At 39.9% G+C, this 18,051-nt stretch carries 13 protein-coding genes and 1 tRNA gene; 8 read left to right on the plus strand and 6 right to left on the minus strand.

Going from position 1 to position 18,051, the window contains the following annotated elements; translation table 11 throughout:
* The first annotated feature begins 113 nt into the window (after positions 1 to 113).
* Together D1013_RS15265 and D1013_RS15270 are read left to right on the plus strand one after the other, a co-directional pair.
* Complete coding sequence (locus D1013_RS15265; protein ID WP_121849654.1) at positions 114 to 1,379, plus strand: oligosaccharide flippase family protein; 1,266 nt, start codon at positions 114 to 116, stop codon at positions 1,377 to 1,379.
* Positions 1,380 to 1,389: 10 nt separating this feature from the next.
* The gene (locus tag D1013_RS15270; RefSeq protein ID WP_121849655.1) at positions 1,390 to 2,628 is read left to right on the plus strand and encodes a glycosyltransferase; all 1,239 of its coding nucleotides are present in this window, start codon (positions 1,390 to 1,392) and stop codon (positions 2,626 to 2,628) included.
* Between the two features lie 58 nt (positions 2,629 to 2,686).
* On the opposite strand, the gene D1013_RS15275 is transcribed toward D1013_RS15270, so the two are convergent.
* The 3 genes from D1013_RS15275 to D1013_RS15285 are packed head-to-tail and all read right to left on the minus strand — an operon-like array spanning position 2,687 to position 8,539.
* Complete coding sequence (locus D1013_RS15275) at positions 2,687 to 4,222, minus strand: cellulase family glycosylhydrolase (protein ID WP_121849656.1); 1,536 nt, start codon at positions 4,220 to 4,222, stop codon at positions 2,687 to 2,689.
* Positions 4,209 to 5,444 (minus strand): hypothetical protein, encoded by a 1,236-nt coding sequence (locus tag D1013_RS15280; protein ID WP_121849657.1) that lies wholly within the window; start codon positions 5,442 to 5,444, stop codon positions 4,209 to 4,211. The genes D1013_RS15275 and D1013_RS15280 overlap by 14 nt, the downstream gene beginning before the upstream one ends.
* An 8-nt stretch (positions 5,445 to 5,452) precedes the next feature.
* Complete coding sequence (locus tag D1013_RS15285; protein ID WP_121849658.1) at positions 5,453 to 8,539, minus strand: putative glycosyltransferase family protein; 3,087 nt, start codon at positions 8,537 to 8,539, stop codon at positions 5,453 to 5,455.
* Between the two features lie 161 nt (positions 8,540 to 8,700).
* On the opposite strand from D1013_RS15285, the gene D1013_RS15290 reads away from it, so the two are divergent.
* The 6 genes from D1013_RS15290 to D1013_RS15315 all read left to right on the plus strand — a co-directional run bounded on the left by D1013_RS15290 (position 8,701) and on the right by D1013_RS15315 (position 13,919).
* Complete coding sequence (locus D1013_RS15290) at positions 8,701 to 9,840, plus strand: response regulator (protein ID WP_121849659.1); 1,140 nt, start codon at positions 8,701 to 8,703, stop codon at positions 9,838 to 9,840.
* Positions 9,841 to 10,007: 167 nt separating this feature from the next.
* Positions 10,008 to 10,091, plus strand: a tRNA-Leu gene (locus D1013_RS15295).
* A gap of 163 nt (positions 10,092 to 10,254) precedes the next feature.
* On the plus strand, positions 10,255 to 11,154 hold the full coding sequence (locus D1013_RS15300; protein WP_121849660.1) for a MerR family transcriptional regulator: 900 nt from the start codon (positions 10,255 to 10,257) through the stop codon (positions 11,152 to 11,154).
* A gap of 8 nt (positions 11,155 to 11,162) precedes the next feature.
* Positions 11,163 to 12,623, plus strand: a complete 1,461-nt coding sequence (locus D1013_RS15305) for a bifunctional phytoene desaturase/3,4-desaturase (RefSeq protein WP_121849661.1) — start codon at positions 11,163 to 11,165, stop codon at positions 12,621 to 12,623.
* A gap of 5 nt (positions 12,624 to 12,628) precedes the next feature.
* Positions 12,629 to 13,468: a phytoene/squalene synthase family protein gene (locus D1013_RS15310; RefSeq protein WP_121849662.1), complete on the plus strand. Its 840-nt coding sequence runs from the start codon at positions 12,629 to 12,631 to the stop codon at positions 13,466 to 13,468.
* 1 nt (position 13,469) lies between these two features.
* Complete coding sequence (locus D1013_RS15315; protein WP_121849663.1) at positions 13,470 to 13,919, plus strand: sterol desaturase family protein; 450 nt, start codon at positions 13,470 to 13,472, stop codon at positions 13,917 to 13,919.
* Here the strand turns inward: D1013_RS15315 and D1013_RS15320 are convergent, their stop codons facing one another.
* From D1013_RS15320 to D1013_RS15330, 3 genes are all read right to left on the minus strand, one after another.
* Positions 13,920 to 14,471 carry a TlpA family protein disulfide reductase gene (locus tag D1013_RS15320; RefSeq protein ID WP_121849664.1) on the minus strand — a complete coding sequence of 184 codons (552 nt, stop codon included), beginning with the start codon at positions 14,469 to 14,471 and terminating at the stop codon, positions 13,920 to 13,922.
* Positions 14,472 to 14,552: 81 nt separating this feature from the next.
* Positions 14,553 to 16,820 carry an aconitate hydratase gene (locus D1013_RS15325; RefSeq protein WP_121849665.1) on the minus strand — a complete coding sequence of 756 codons (2,268 nt, stop codon included), beginning with the start codon at positions 16,818 to 16,820 and terminating at the stop codon, positions 14,553 to 14,555.
* A 276-nt stretch (positions 16,821 to 17,096) separates the two neighbouring features.
* A complete protein-coding gene (locus D1013_RS15330) occupies positions 17,097 to 18,050 on the minus strand; it encodes an AAA family ATPase (RefSeq protein ID WP_121849666.1) in 954 nt (317 codons plus the stop codon).
* Position 18,051 lies beyond the last annotated feature (1 nt).

Here is an 18,051-nt window from a genome sequence, read left to right on the forward strand (position 1 = left end):
ACATCAACAGTAATTATAAGATATATCTTACAATAAATTTAAAAACTTGCGTTATTTATGAAAGGTCTCGGCACACAAATGGGGCCTATATTTTGTAATACAACCAGTTAAAAATGACCGCTATCAAACTCATGTTGCGAAAGGTATCGCAAGAGCAAATTTTTATGCTCAGTGTATTGGTGGTCAATGGTGGTAACTATTTATACAATCTGTTATTGGGTAGATTTCTCGGCCCCGAAGCTTTTTCCGAGGCGGCACTACTTATAACCCTACTCTTAGTGCTATCGTTCATGGGTATGACCTTTCAATTGGCTGTAGCCAAGTTTGCCGTTCTATTCAGCGGTAAAGAGTGGCATATCTTTAAGTCGAACAGCTATCGACGATCAGCACTCATTGGCCTCGTAGTCGGTATAGCTATTATATTATTTTCCGGCCAGCTTCAGCAGCTCTTCAATTCGCAAAGCCGTTGGATGTTCATCATATTCGGACTCGGTATTCCGGTATATTTTTTTATGAGTGTCAACCGAGGAACTTACCAGGGCAGGCAAGAATTCAATAATCTTTCTATCACTTACCAGACCGAAATGTGGAGCAGGTTATTGTTGACCATGGCATTACTATTAATTTTTGATGTTCAACCGGGAGTTTTAGTTGCCACGGGGATTTTCATCTCGTTTTTATTCGGTCTTTTTCCTTCAGATGCCAAAGGTGTTACCTTCTTCAATAACGACAAGCTAAGTGCTGAAAACAGCAAAAAGGTGAACAAGTTCATCATTCTTACGGCATGCTATGAATTAACGCAAATCATCATCAATAACAGCGATATCTTAATGGTCAAACACTATTTTGAAGCCATGGATGCTGGCCTGTATGCCTCGCTAGCCTTGATTGGAAGGGTGGTCTATTTTGTCGCCTGGATGTTTGTGATGTTACTTCTACCTGCGGTAGTACAAAAAGAAAAAGATGGGGAGCCTACAGCACCTATTTTATTCAAATATATTACCTACATAGGTCTACTTTCGGCCTCCATCGTAATGGCTTGTTATTTCTTTCCCGAACTCATCATCACCTTAATGTTCGGTGACTCTTATTTATCAATGTCGGCCCTTTTATGGCAATATGCCTTGGCAACGTCGCTATTTGCCCTGTCAAACATTTTTGCCTATTACTTTCTGTCACTAGACCATTTTGTACCTGTAATAATTTCAGGAGTTTTAGGACTATCTCAAATAGCACTCGTAGCTCTTTTTCATGATAGTCTTTCTTCTGTAGTTCACGTACAGATTATTGCCATGTCATCCCTTTTGGTTATTCAAATCATATACTTTTTAAATAAAGAAATACGAAATAAAGCGAACAAGACCCAGGTCTTACCCTAAATCTCAACTTATGAAACTAGCCATTGTAACGGCCTATCCGCCAAGTAAAGTTACCTTGACCGAGTATGGTTATTATTTGGTCAAACACTTTAGACTACACGATGAAATCGATGAAATCGTTTTGATGACCGATAAGACAACGGCGGCAAAGGACTTAAATTTTCAAGAGGACGGTTGTAAGATTAGCGTTGAGGAATGTTGGGATTTTAACAGCTACACCAATGTTTTACGAGTAAACAAAGCCATATCAAAGCACCGGCCTGATGCTATTCTATTTAATCTACAATTTTTAAAGTTCGGTGATAAAAAAATACCCGCGGCCTTAGGTTTGTTACTACCATATCTATGCAAGAAAAGAGGTATACCGACCATTTCTCTTTTGCACAATATTTTGGAGAAAGTTGATTTGGGCAACGCAGGTTTTACCGACAACAAGCTGCTTCAATACGCGTACAACTTTATTGGAACCAATCTTACTAAATTCATTTTGGCCTCCGATATTGTGGCAGTAACAATCAGTAAATATGTTTCGACTTTAGAAAAGAAATATAGGGCAAAGAATATAGCCCTCATTCCCCATGGTTCATTCGAAACGCCGCCAACTCCTGATTTCAATTTACCCTCAGGACCAAAGCAGGTAATGGCCTTTGGCAAGTTCGGAACTTATAAAAAAGTAGAAGTTTTAATCGAAGCGGTAGAAGTTATTAGGGGTCGTACCGATGAAGATATTGAAATTGTAATTGCCGGAACCGATAGCCCAAATACGCCTGGTTATATTGAGGAAATGAAACAAAAATACAGCCATGTAGACCAGCTTCGTTTTACGGGTTACGTGGCTGAAGAAGATGTTCCCGTTATTTTTGGAGAAAGTGCGGTCGTTGTTTTTCCGTACACTTCTACAACGGGCAGTTCGGGTGTATTGCACCAAGCGGGCAGCTATGGTAAAGCTGTGACTTTACCCGATCTAGGTGACCTCAGTATTTTGGTGAGAGAAGAAGGTTATAGAGGAGAATTCTTTATTCCTGAGGATAAATACTCCCTGGCAGATTCCATACAAAAAATTCTGACTGATGACGCCTATAGAACAGAACTTGCCCAAGCTAATTATAAGGCTGCTTGTTCATTACCGATGAGTACCATTACCAAAATGTATATCGATTATTTCAAAGCTATTCAAGTACAAAAATCAAAAGGTCAAGTTATTGACGTTAATGCTATAAAATTGTCCCCTGAAACAACTGATGTTTAATTATATCGAGCACCCCCTCAAAGAAACGGAATGATCATCATCATTCCGTTTTTCTTTTTTAGTACTGAATGAGATATTTTGAAGCTGCTTTTGGCCTTCCGTTGACATCATAGCATCCGAAGTATCGCTGAGGCTGTTTGCGCCAAGGTAAGCTACCTACCACCGACTTGGGCACATGTCTAAAGTCGTATAATGTCCAGAAGAGAAAAGGAATTTTTTTATCCATCAATGTACTTTGCATCTCTTCATAATAGGCTGCCTGCTCTTCCTCCGAACCCTTAAAAGCATTCCAAACCCCACTATATGAAGAAAGCCCATATTCTTGTAAAACAATTGGTTTTTCATCGTTCGCAACAGTCGTTTTCAAGGTATCATAAGAGGAAGTAAAATCACTTAACTTCTTATAGTAGTGAAAGGAAACGAAGTCGACCTCTTCCGATAAGTTTGCCGCAGCTTCGGGGCTGGCCCAACCCACCGTAATAGGGTGTTCGGTATCCCATTTTCTGATTTCCTTGAACATCTGTTTTAGCCATGCCAAAACAGTCTCCTTACCTCGAGATTTAAAATCAAGGTCTGGTTCATTCTTTACATCCCAAGCCAAAATTGCCTTATGGTCTTTTAATGCGGTAACTATTTGCTCGGTATGCCTATGGTTCAGTGTCCAATCAAATACATCATAATTTCCATAGAAATCAAAAAGTGTAACGACCACCTTAAGATTATTCTTTTCGGCCAAATCGAGTAATGAGCGGACTTTCGCCAATTTATCAAAATCAACATGGGCTGCACCAAAATCTTCATACGGAATAAAGATTCGAATGGTATTGAGGCCCATTGCCTTGATCAAATTAAAATCTTTGGCAATAATGGTATCGTTGTATTTTTTTCCGAACATATCCCAAGGGGTATCTTGCGGATAGTAATTAAGACCTTTGATATCTCTAATAAGCTTTCTGGTGCTATCGGAGAGTACAAAATCATCCGGAGGCCCTTCATCTGCCGGTTCAAACTTTGTAAAATGGCGGACGCGCCAAAAACCGTCTTCAAGTAGCATAATTACTCTATAAGCTTCTTGATTTTCTTGGTTCAAAACAGATTGACCGTTCAAGAATGATTCTTGGTGCAGATGTACGTTGTGGTCGGTAAAATATACTTGTGTACCGTCAGCACTATAAAAATCAAGCTTTGGATGATGATTTAACGAAGTTTGCTTGAAGGTAGCTTGGTTCGATTTATTTAGGTCAAGTATCCGTTGCAATTTTACGCGGGCGCTGTCGGTAAAATAATCTGAGATACCGTATCGGTTATTGGTAAAAAGAGCGGTATTCTTTACATACCAGCCGTTTAGGTAATCCCTCTCGATTTCGGCCAACGTTAGGGGCTCTATAGGACGGCCTTCTACCTTTGTAGTATCCCATTCAACTTTGGGTAGGTAAGACCGTACTTCATCAATATTCAAATGCAGACGTGACGAACGGTCGGCTCCGGTATTCAAATACGACCATACCGAACTGATACCGAACAATATAAGGGCATTGACACCGACAAAGGTGATCAATAATCCGATTCGTATGATCCACTTATTCCAATTCATCGTTGCCTAAAGCTACTTGAAATTCTTTGTTAATACCTGCTGCGGTAATAGTTATCTTGTACTTTCCGTTTTTATAAAACCTTTCTTGCAACTCAAAAGCGCCAACTCCCTTTGAAGAATTCGTCTTTTTGGTATCTATTAATTTACCTTGTTCATCGTACAATCTTAAGGTAATAAGTAGGCCATCGGGAGTCAATTGCTCCATAAATCCATGCATTGGTCCAATTTGTACTGCTCGGTTATCCTCAGAAAATTGAACATCGTAATCTTCAACAGCGGTTCTAAAAGATAGTTCGATGTCATTACTCTTCGATTCTCCCGTAACATAAGCGGTTACAGACCATTTACTGGCTTCAGTTGGGTGCAAGAGTCTGCCCGTGGCGACACCTGCCAAGGTCGTACCTGCGGTTTGAAGTCTAGCGGCTTTCTGGTCGGTGACCCTAAAATTCACCAAAGTACCGTCACTTACCACATTGCCAAAACGGTCTTTAATAATATCGGTGAAGAATTCTACCACCTGGTTACCATCGGCGTACTCATGAACCCGGGTGTAATCAATACTGAAATTAACCGAATTGGATGGGGTTATCATACTAGTCAGTTCCTTACCACTCACCTCACCTACCCCGGCACTTACTAGCATACGCCCAGTAGTATCAGAACTATAAAGATTATGCCAGATATATCCGTTCTTAATGGCAATTCCGACACTGTCGTGTAGATTGTCCATCTGTCTATTGATATCAACTTGAGTACCGTCAGGTAATGGGTTATCGTAAATGTCGGTCGGCACTACGAACAACATTGAAAAATCATTGCCCCCCGCCCTAATACTTCGAGGCCCAAAATAGGTCTCTATTTTGGTAACTTCATCCACTTTAGGCAAAACCTCAATCGTACCCTTTTGCAAAATTTCTTCCGAATAAACCAACTTCCAAGTGTAAGTGCCCGATTGACGCGTATTTTCGGGCTGTAATTGAAATTCTATATTAGCCCCACTCGTTTGAGGGTATAGAATTACTGGCCCCATACTCTGGTCTATTTTTAAATACGGCACTCCTTCACCCCTTACCTCGAAACTGATAACGGCTTTATCGCCAGCATAAATACGCTTTGGGGCTTCCGACAATTCTACTTCGATGGGTTGCGGTAATGAGATAGTAGCCTCACCGCTACAAGCAATAAGTAAAAAAGGAAGTAATATGATTAAAATGCGCCCCACTTTATTCTCTACTTCGGATTTCCTATGTAACTGTTCAATTCGAGCTTGACAAAGTCAAAACTATCACCGTCGAACGGCTGAAGCAGTTCGCCGGCATGGCTAAGATCTCTATCAGGCACCACTTTTTTAGCTATTGAAGAATTCGGTAATCCGTTCACAAAACAATTTTTAAGGCTGCTATTAATAATGTCGAGCCCTTCTACATTAACGAAAGAATACTCAAAAGGTTGTTTGCGCTGAACCCGAACACCATCTTTTACAAATTTATGGTCTACCCATACCAGTTCTTGGTCTTCATCATAGTAAGAAACCAGTAATAAGGGAATGGTAACTTCCTGTATTCCTGAATTATATAATTCACCGCTCACCTTCTCATCTTCAAGGTTCAAAGACTGTATGGTCAACCCCTTATATAAATCGGTGTTAGCTACGTTACCGGCGCATTGTAAATTGAATTTAGTCGGTTGCTCTTCTAATTCTATAGGGGTGAATTCATCAGGGTTGAACGTTGGCGGTATCGTATCTTTTGTTTGAGACCAGGCAATACCTTCAAAGTTAATCTTAAAAGAGGTTGTCTCCATCGGCATCAACTTATGTTTGATATGATATTTCGCATCATAATTCGCCAATTCTTTGTTGGCGTCGTTATAAAGCGTTGCCTTGATAACAACATCGGCCGGTATGTTGTCTACATTCTGTAATTCTCCGATTACGGAGTACTGCCCATCATAACAGACAAGTTTGGCGGCCAAGACCTCAAGCACCGGTTGTTTAAGAACATCTTCATGGTGGGTCTGTTGTGTCGTAATTCTACGGCGGCCGTGGTTGTAGAACTTGGTGTCGTTCGAACTAAAAAGCTGATCCGGCGGGATATCGGTATCTAAGTAGGATGGTAATATGAACCACTTTCCGTTTCTTTTGACCAAGTCATGATAATAAACTTTATGAACACGCTCTAGAGGGGTAACCCAATCGGTATTTACGATAGCCTTTGCTCCCGATTCACTTTCTTCGGTTATGGAAACCTCCATAGCATCAAGTTTGGCATATGAACTTAAGATTCCGTCGGTAACGGAAACCTCTAGCATGTACTGGGCAATGGGCACCTCTTTCTCCTTATCTAAATAAGAATGAGCGGTTTCAAACTCTTTAAAATCCAAAGCATTGTAGTATGAAGTAATCACATTTTCCGGAGAACGTTGACTCGTATTATGTATGTAAAACACATAAATACCATATCCTAAACAAACCAAAACCACCAATGCCCAAACATGGTTTGCCAGAACCATCAAGTTAGGAAATCTTTTATACGCAACCCGATACCTGAAATAATCTGGTTCGGGTAATATTTTCGACTTAAGAACCCGAAACCATAACATTTGAACATTGATGAAAAATGCCACTAAAACGGTTAATATGGGAATGACACCCCACATTATCTTTGACCATTTGGGCACATCATCTTTCGGTAAAATGGCAGGCATGGGGGGCACATTCAGCTTTTCCCAAACCATGATTCCGTTTTCTAACTGTTGTAAACGCTGCCAACCACAGAAATACAATAGGGGGTCATAAAATTTATCGTTCGAAAAGATATATTTCAAGTTGTATTTCTCAGGTACCGTCAAAAACTGTTGCAATGAACCAATGCCCTCGACCCCTCTAAATTTAGAATTTTCAAGGCGCTCTATCGCCCTGGTCGTCAATTCGGGAAGACGTCGTGCAGAGTGATAGTTTCCGTCAACCGTCATCGCTTTGGTCTGCGCCGAAAGCCACGCCATTTGATCACCAAAACCCAAAGGCAGGTAACGCCATCGGTCGTGCTGGTCTTGATTTAAAAAATTGACAATTGGAAGCATCTTGATTTTAGCTGGCTGTGATGGTCTAAAATAACCAAGACTCATGGTGAAAATGACCATGAATAGAACGCCCCCAGCAATACAACCGCCAAGAATTCGATGGTAGACCGAACCGAACTTTCTTTGAATCTTATCTTTGATATCTCCCTCTACCATTCGATAGGCAAATTCCCCAAAAATAGGGAGGGCCATAATAGTGGCCCAAAGTGTAAAGCGGTCTAACGTCAGAATATTAAATGCCGTTTCACCTAATATTTTTAAAGGAATCGGTGTCGTACCTCCGGTACCTAAGATGGTCAACATGGTCATTGAAAGCCCGAAAAAGAGGTATCTCTTGCTGTAGAATCTATAAAAAATATAAGGAATCAAAAACAAAAGAATTCCCCAAGGAATCATAAAAAAAACCAATCCTGAAGAAGTTACTTCTAAAAAATTGTCTCTTGAACCATGTGGAATGGGTACCTGTGTAATAGGGTTCTTCTTTGAATTGATCCAATAAGGTAAAATACAGGTAACAATGAGAATCAATGAGCAAAAACCAAAAGTAACAATGCGCCAAAAGAGTTGCCGGAACGATTTCCAAAAAACAAAAAAAGTAAGCTCTTTGTAGGAATTGACCTTGTCTCTAGAGACATCCATTAGAACCATGCCTATCAATGGAAATATGAAGAAAACCATTCCGAAAATAGGGGTAACATGATGGCTTGTTACCGTTACCGCAATTAACGACAAACTGGTAAACAAATACAGTTTTTTACCCGTTTTCAACCATAGGTAAATCTCTGTGAGACTGTGCATTAATATAGACAGGGCCGATATGCTCGGTAATTGTCCAAAAATGTGCAATGTTTCAATAAAGGTCGAAGAAAACACTGCCAATATAGCTGTATAACCGGCCACCTTTTTGTCGCCCGTCATCAACAATCCAAAGCGGTAGGCCCCAGTAACGTATAATAAAATAGCCAGTAGACCGACGGTAAACAAACCAAATTTCAGCCCCCCGATATATGATAAGATACCTATCATTTGGTGAACTAGGGGCGGATAACCCTGTACCGTAAAACCGGTATACCATCGGTAATCCCAAGGTTCGAACCAGCTATTGGCGTAATGGTCGGCAAAGAAAAGGTGTATTAAAGCATCATACGTATATTCTAAAGTGAAGAATATACTTGATCCATGAAATGCCACCCCTATGAACAGGGCCACTACCAATAATGTATTAGTTCCCTTCATTTAAACAAATTATGTAAGAAATAACAACAATAAATAAAGGAAATTATTGTTATGTACTTAGAAAATCGCACAGTGATTACCTTAATATATAATCTAGGCTCAGCAAAGGCAGTCTAAAACTGTACGAAAAACCAAAATACCCAAATCTAAACTCGATCCGTATGAAGATATTAGCGATTGATGACCAGCAACTGATTTTAATGTCAGTCAAAAAAAGACTTACTGAAATTGGTTATGAGGTAGCCACGGCCAATAATGGTGAAAAAGGAATTGAACTTTTCGATTCGTTTGAACCAGATTTGGTTCTACTTGACATAAACATGCCCGGAATGTCTGGCTTGAATGTAGTTCAGTACATAAGGCAAGATAGAAGCTCAAAAACTCCTATTATCGTTATGTCAGGCAATACCGATGAAAAGGTCATTGTCGATGGTTTTGAGTTAGGCATCGAAGATTACATGAAGAAGCCGGTAAGTCTAGATGAGATGTCTGCCCGAATCAAAAGAATTGTTGGGGTACCCGAAAATAGTAGTAATCAGAAGACGACCACCGACACCCAGATGTTGCAGAAACATTGCGTGGGGGTTGTTATACCGTGCTATAACGAAGAAGAAAGGTTGTCAAGCGATGAGTTCAAAAAATTTGCCTACCAGAACCTTGGTTACCATCTGTGTTTTGTAAATGATGGTAGTACCGATAATACATTGGCTGTATTGAAAGAACTTCAAAAAGGCAATGAAAATAATATAAGTGTTTACAATTGTGAGAAAAACGGAGGAAAGGCCGAAGCCGTAAGGCAGGGCGTACTTCATTTGTCCAAAGATGAGCAACTTGATTATATCGGTTATTTAGACGCTGATTTATCTACCGATTTTCGTGATTTTGATGATTTGGTAAAAACCCTTGAAAACTCAGAGTTCAAGATTGTAAGCGGATCACGAATAAGTCGTATGGGAGCGAACATCACCAAAGAATCGGCCCGAAAAATTATCAGCATCACTATTAACATGATCATTCAAAAAATATTAGGCATGCCCTTTCAAGACACCCAATGTGGTGCCAAGATTATGGACAGGGATATCGTTACTAATATGTTTCAAAAGAAATTTGTTACCAAATGGCTTTTTGATGTAGAGATATTCATGCGTATGAGAAGGTACTACGGCAAAGAAGAGGCCAAAAGATTGATTTGTGAGCAGCCCCTAAAGCGCTGGATTCATGCTGATGGATCAAAACTTTCAATGAAAGATTCGGTTAAGATTGTCGGTCAATTGGCCCAGATAGCCTACCGCTATCGGTAATTAGAAGGGTTTAACTTTTGACCTGATAGAGATTTAATAAATGTGTCATAAAAAAGCATGGTATAGGCCATGCTTTTTGTTTTACGATATTTCGACTTTAATTCTTTTATAAAAAATCTATTTTCATGATATTTGCAGGCCCTAAGAATTATTAGGGTTTCTTTTCCGCGCACGTGGCGGAATTGGTAGACGCGCCAGCTTGAGGGGCTGGTGACCATTAGGTCGTGGAAGTTCGAGTCTTCTCGTGCGCACAAAAGCCATCTTCTTGATTGAAGATGGCTTTTTTATTGGCCTTATTTAATATCTCGTAGGGCGTCGCCCATCTTTTTTAAGTACCTTTTGAAAAACAAAAAGGTCAAAACGGCTAAGTAATCAATTAATTTTATAAATTTGTTTAACAATCTTTAAAAAAAGATGAACAATATTAAAAAAAGGTTCAGCATCAAAGACTTGGAAAATCTTTCCGGAATCAAAGCGCACACCATCAGAATTTGGGAAAAAAGGTACGATTTGCTATCACCTGAAAGAACCAGTACCAATATTAGAACCTATTCACTGAGCAGCCTTCAGAAATTATTGAACATCACCCTTCTATACAACCACGGTCATAAAATTTCAAAAATTGCGAAAATACCGGATCAGAATATTCCTGAAATGGTTCGCGATATTGTTGCCCACAACAGTGTAAAGAACCATAGCATCAATGCTTTTAAACTTTCGATGATCAATTTCGATCAAACGCTGTTCATGAAAACCTATGATGGTTTGCAAGGCCATAAAAAATTTCATGAAATTTTTAGAGAGGTATTCATACCACTACTTAATGAGTTGGGCATGCTTTGGCAAACAGATACTATAAGTCCGGCACACGAACACTTTCTGACCAACCTGATCAAACAGAAAATTGTTGTCAATACCGAGGAGCATCAAAGCAAGCAGCCCAACAGAAATGATAAAATTTTTGTTCCCTTTTTACCCGACAACGAAATTCACGAAATAGGCCTTTTATTTATCAATTATGAAATTGTAAGGCGAGGTTATCGATCTATTTACCTAGGGCAAACGGTGCCGCTAGATAATCTGACCGAAGTTTTAAAGTATTTCGATAATGTTTGCTTTGTTTCTTATTTCACGGTTGATCCTACAAAAGATTACATCGAAAAATATATCAATGACTTTCAAGAGATTGCCAAAAAGTTCAATCACCCAGAATTGTGGCTTTTAGGTCAACAAGTGCAATACTTGAATTCGGAGAAGCTGCCGGATAATATTAGAACCTTTACGTCAATTGAAGAGGTAACACAAAATTTATAAAACATTAAATGGGTAAAAAAGTAATCATAATCGGTTCAGGATTTTCCTCTTTGTCGGCATCTTGTTATCTGGCAAAAAGCGGTTATGACGTTACTATTTACGAGAAGAACGCATCTATCGGCGGTAGGGCTAGGCAGTTGAAAAAAGAGGGGTTCACTTTTGACATGGGCCCTAGCTGGTACTGGATGCCAGATATTTTTGAGAAATTTTTCAGAGACTTCGGAAAAAGCACCTCCGACTATTATCACCTAGATCGCCTAAATCCCGCTTATTCTATATTCTTTAAGGATGAGGTAGTTACTATTGGTGATACCTTGGAGAAAATATGTTTAGAATTTGAGCGCATTGAAGAAGGAAGCTCTCCACATCTCCGAAATTTTATATCAAGGGCACAGAAAAACTATGATATAGCGATTAATAAGGTAGTTTTAAGACCTGGTCTTTCACCTTTAGAGCTCGTTACACCTGAAACCGTACTTAGACTAGACCAGTTCTTTAAGACTATTAGCGGCGAAGTGCGAAAAAAGTTCAAGAATCCGAAATTGGTAGCGACCTTAGAATTTCCCGTTCTTTTTCTAGGTGCAAAACCCGATAATACTCCTTCATTTTACAGCTTTATGAACTATGCCGATTTTGGTCTCGGCACATGGCATCCCAAAGGTGGCATGTACGAAGTAATCAAGGCGATGGGTCAATTGGCAACTGAACTGGGGGTAGAAATAATTACTGACAGTGCGGTTAAGAATATTGTGGTGACCGATGGCATCGCAACAGGAGTTATTACCAATGGCGAAGAAAAAAAGGCCGATATCGTTCTGAGCGGGGCAGACTATCACCATTCAGAGAGTCTGTTAGTGCCCGAATATCGCCAATACAGTGAAGGTTATTGGAAGAATAAGGTATTTGCTCCCTCTTCCCTCCTGTTTTACATTGGTTTCGACCAAAAATTAGCCAACATACAACACCACAACCTCTTTTTTGATACCGATTTTCAAGCCCATGCCGAAAGTATCTATGATTGCCCCGAATGGCCTCAAGATCCTTTGTTCTATGCCAACTTTCCTTCGGTAACTGATAGTTCAATGGCACCTAAAGACAAAGAGACCGGTTTTTTTCTGGTTCCGATTGCCCCGGGGCTCGAAGATACCCCTCAACTACGTGCACAATATTTTGATATAATCATGGATCGTTTTGAAAAGCTCACGAAACAAAATGTACGCAACCACATCATTTTAAACGAGTCTTTTTGCGTAAACGATTTTATAGAAGAGTACAACTCATACCAGGGTAACGCCTACGGTATGGCCAATACATTAACACAAACAGCCTTTTTAAGACCCAAACTAAAGAGTAAAAAGGTGAAGAATTTATTCTTTACCGGACAGTTGACAGTACCCGGACCCGGGGTGCCGCCAGCATTAATTTCAGGAAAATTAGTTTCCGAACTCATCATGAAAAATCTTAAGTAAAATCTATGAAGGCACTATTTGACAATGTATCGTACCGCTGTAGTAAAGTGGTCACCAAATCATACAGCACCTCTTTTGGTCTGGCTACCAAAATGCTATCGCCATCGATAAGAACCGATATATACAATATTTATGGTTTTGTTCGATTTGCAGACGAAATTGTTGATTCTTTTCATGACTATGATAAAGAAACACTGTTCAATGAGTTTCAAATCGAGTTGGATAAGGCTTTAAAGAACAAAATCAGTCTAAATCCGATTCTTAATTCTTTTCAACATACCTATCATAATTATAACATACCTTATCATTTGGTGGCTTCTTTTATGAAAAGTATGCGAACCGATTTATATAAAAGTACTTATCTCTCAGATGACGAGTATAAAGAATATATTTATGGTTCTGCCGATGTGGTAGGTCTAATGTGCTTGAAGGTATTCGTGAAGGGCAATGAAGAAAAGTATAACGACTTAAAAGAATCTGCCATGGCTTTGGGTTCCGCATTTCAAAAAGTCAATTTTCTTCGAGATTTAAAGGCTGATTACGAAGAACTCAACCGAAGTTACTTTCCGAACACTAATTTTAAAGAGCTTGACGAAATCACCAAAACAAGTATTGTTGACGACATAAAGGCTGATTTTGCACTCGGATATTCAGGTATCGTAAAACTACCACCAGAGGCTCAATTTGGGGTTTATACAGCCTATAGATATTATTATCGCTTGCTCAAAAAATTACAGAACACTCCTCCACTGGAAATTAAGAACGTACGTATCAGGGTACCTAATTATGAAAAATTTGGTTTACTGGCGAGATCCTATGTAAATTATAAACTCAACCTCGTATAGTATGACAATTTTAATTTGGATTTTAATTTTTGTGGGAACCTTTTGTTTTATGGAGTTTATGGCATGGTTCACACATAAGTACATCATGCATGGCTTTCTTTGGAGCCTGCATAGAGATCATCATAAAAAAGACCACGATTCATGGTTTGAAAGAAACGATGCTTTTTTTGTTTTTTATGCCGTGGTAAGTATGGTATTGTTCTATTTGGGTGCTCAAACTTGGTTTTGGTACGGGTGGCCCCTAGGTTTTGGTATTTTAGCCTATGGTATAGCCTATTTTCTGGTTCACGACATCTTTATTCATCAGAGGTTCAAAATGTTTCGTAACACCAACCATTGGTACGCTAAAGGTGTAAGAAGGGCGCACAAAATGCATCACAAACATTTGGGTAAAAGTCACGGGGAATGTTTCGGTATGCTGCTTGTTCCGTTTAAATACTTTAAGAATTGATTACTGGGTGAGTTTAGTTAACAAAGACACTATCTCATCATTATACCAATCTTTGTTCTTTACAGATTTTACTGCGATTCGCCCTTGCCCGTCAATTATATAAGTTCCTGATGGCTCAGGAATTTTAAGAGGCGCAGGTTCGCCAACGATTCGATAGGTTATGGGAAAAGTAAACTTGTTCTCTGACATAAATTCTTCAACGGGTTCGCGCTCTTCGTTGGTCACCACGTAAAAGTCAACATCCTCGTTAAACCCCTCATACAATTTTTGAATATCTGCCAATTCAGATACACTTGGTAAATGCCATGAGGCCCAAAAGTGAATGAAAACTGGTTTACCTTTTGATTTCTCAAAGTTGAAGTAATTCCAATCCGCATCCTTCAGACTCCAGTCATAGCCGGCTATTTTATCTTGATTCGGTTCTTTAATTATTTCCGGGGCCGAGGCAAAAATTTGCATCAACCAAACTTTTGACCAATACCCAACAGGGGTTACAAAAAAGGAAAGAGCTATAGCTATGACCGCTAGGGTCAAAACGGTTTTACGTTTCATACTCGGTTAATGTTGCCCAAAACTAAAAAACTCCCACTTAGCAGCGGGAGTTTTTTATCTAAATTTAATGCTTACCAAACTTTAGGCGGCATTTTCTCTTTTAATTACATTCAACGCAGAACCTTCTTTAAACCAACCAATTTGGGCGGCGTTATAAGTATGGTTTGCTTTGATAGTATCTTTTGAACCATCTGCATGAACTATTTCAATGGTCAAAGGTTTATCAGGAGCAAATTCAGCTAGATCAACAAAGTTGAAAGTATCATCTTCTTGAATAAGGTCGTAATCGCTTTCATTGGCAAACGTTAAGGCCAACATACCTTGTTTCTTTAGATTGGTCTCGTGAATACGGGCAAAAGATTTTACTAATACCGCAGCTACCCCTAAATGTCTAGGTTGCATCGCTGCATGCTCACGAGAAGAACCTTCACCATAGTTATGGTCACCCACCACAATAGTTCTGATACCCTTCGCTTTGTACTCGCGCTGTACATCGGGTACACCGCCATATTCACCGCTCAGTTGACTCTTCACAAAGTTGGTTTTCTTGTTAAAGGCATTAACAGCACCAATCAACGTATTGTTGGCGATGTTATCTAAGTGACCTCTAAAACGTAACCAAGGGCCCGCCATAGAAATATGATCCGTAGTACATTTACCAAAAGCCTTGATCAACAATTTTGCACCTTTCATCTGTTCAGGTTGAATAGGCTCAAAAGGACTCAATATTTGTAAACGCTCAGAATCAGTAGCAACTTTTACTTCTACACTTGAACCATCTTCCTTTGGTGCCAAATAACCTGCATCTTCGACCTCGAAGCCTTTAATTGGCAATTCAATGCCCATAGGCTCATCAAGCTTCACTTCCTCACCATCTTCATTGATCAAAGAATCTTTCATCGGATCAAAATCCAACTTACCTGAAATGGCAATTGCGGCTACCATTTCCGGTGAACCAACAAATGCGTGGGTATTTGGGTTTCCATCGGCTCTTTTAGAGAAGTTTCTGTTAAAAGAATGTACAATGGTGTTCTTTTCCTCTCCTTTCAAATCACTTCTATCCCACTGACCGATACATGGCCCGCATGCATTGGTAAACACGGTTGCTCCTAAATCTTCGAAGATTTGCAACAGACCATCACGTTCGGCTGTATAGCGAATCTGCTCTGAACCTGGGTTAATACCGAAATCTGACTTCGGCTTAATTTTCTTGGTAATAGCTTGCTTTGCGATAGAGGCTGCACGAGTCAAATCTTCGTAGGAAGAGTTGGTACAAGAACCGATCAACCCCCAATCAACATTGATTGGCCATCCGTTTTCTTTGGCCTTCACACCCAACTCACCTACTGGCGTAGCCAAATCTGGGGTAAATGGTCCGTTCAAATGCGGCCTAAGCTCATCTAGGTTTATCTCAATCAATTCATCAAAGTACTGCTCAGGGTTGGCATACACCTCTTCGTCTGCAGTCAAATATTCTCTTACTTTATTAGCCTCATCGGCAACATCGCTTCTGTCGGTAGCTCTTAGGTAACGCTCCATAGAATCGTCGTAACCAAAAGTGGAAGTAGTTGCACCTACCTCAGCACCCATATTACAGATAGTACCTTTACCGGTACATGAAAGATTCTTGGCACCTTCACCAAAATATTCAATGATTGCACCTGTACCACCTTTAACGGTTAGAATACCGGCTACTTTAAGAATTACATCTTTTGCGGAAGTCCAACCAGAAATATTACCGGTTAATTTGACTCCTATCAATTTAGGAAATTTAAGTTCCCAAGCCATTCCGGCCATTACATCAACTGCATCGGCACCACCAACACCAATGGCCACCATACCCAAACCACCAGCGTTCACCGTGTGAGAATCGGTACCTATCATCATTCCTCCAGGAAATGCATAATTTTCAAGAACTACCTGGTGAATTATACCTGCACCTGGTTTCCAGAAACCGATTCCGTATTTATTCGAAACCGACTCTAAAAAATCGAAAACCTCGGCACTAGTGCTATTGGCTGACTGCAAATCTTTCGCAGCACCACTTTTTGCTTGTATCAAGTGATCACAGTGAACTGTAGTTGGAACGGCCACTTTTTTCTTTCCGGCCTGCATAAATTGCAAAAGGGCCATCTGAGCCGTGGCATCTTGACAGGCAATACGATCCGGAGCAAAATCAACATAGTCTTTCCCCCTTTTAAATGCAGTGGTAGGGTTACCGTCCCACAGGTGGGAATATAAAATTTTCTCCGAAAGGGTAAGAGGTTTGCCAACTATTTCACGGGCCTTATCAACACGCTCGGCCATGTTGGCGTACACCCCTTTTATCATATCGATATCGAATGCCATTATTTTATCTTGTTTTAGGTTATTGTAATCCCGTAAAATTAATAAAATAGAAGGGGCAAATAAAATTTTTAGGGTAGGATTGCGGTGTTTTTAATCAATTTAAATAATAATGAGAATTCTGTGATAAAAATGGCAGCTAAACGGATTGCGAACCCTGCCAAAACCTATTTTTTTGGGAATAAAATTGAACGCTAAAATCGATTGTTTGAAAGGATTTTAGTTTACCAAGAAAATTGAAGTATCTGGTGATAAAACAACTCTAGTTCAGATAGTGATTTAGAGCAATTCGGCAATTATTTGCTCTTCTGAAATACCTTCCGCCTCTGCCTTGTAATTCTTAATAATTCTATGACGCAATATGCCTATAGCAACTGCCTGAACATCTTCGGCATCGGGTGAGAATTTACCGTTCACCGCTGCATGGGCCTTTGCCGCCAAAATAAGGTTTTGTGAGGCCCTCGGCCCCGCTCCCCAATCTATGTACTGCTGAACAAATTCTGAAGTGCCACTTAAATTCGGCCTGGTGGAGTTCACGAGTTTCACGGCATATTCAATCACGTTTTCGGGTACGGGAATGCGTCTTATCAAATGTTGAACGGCTACTATCTCATCTGCATTGAACAAAGGATTAACGGTTACCGTATCATCGGTAGTAGTCGTTTTAACCACCTCTATTTCTTCGGCTATAGACGGATATTTAAGTTCGATAGCGAACATAAACCTATCTAATTGGGCTTCTGGTAAAGGGTAAGTACCTTCTTGCTCTATAGGATTTTGGGTAGCCAAAACAAAATATGGGAGTGAAAGTTGATGTTGCACACCGGAAATTGTCACAGCCCTTTCTTGCATCGCTTCCAATAAAGCAGCTTGGGTCTTTGGCGGAGTTCTATTGATTTCATCTGCCAAAATTATGTTGGCAAAAACAGGCCCCTTGATAAATTTAAATTTTCGGTCTTGATCTAATATTTCGCTACCGAGAATATCACTGGGCATTAAATCAGGTGTAAATTGAATTCTCTTAAAATCTAGCCCCAAGGTCTGGGCGATGGTATTGACCATTAAGGTCTTTGCCAACCCGGGCACACCAATCAATAAAGAATGCCCCCCTGTATAGATGCTTAAAAGAATCTGATCAATTACCTCATTTTGGCCAACTATTACCTTGGCGATTTCATTTTTGAGGGCCTTATGCTTTTCAACCAGGTTTTCAATTGCCGTTACATCTGACATG

Source organism: Euzebyella marina, from assembly GCF_003687485.1.
GTDB classification, from domain to species: Bacteria; Bacteroidota; Bacteroidia; order Flavobacteriales; family Flavobacteriaceae; genus Euzebyella; species Euzebyella marina.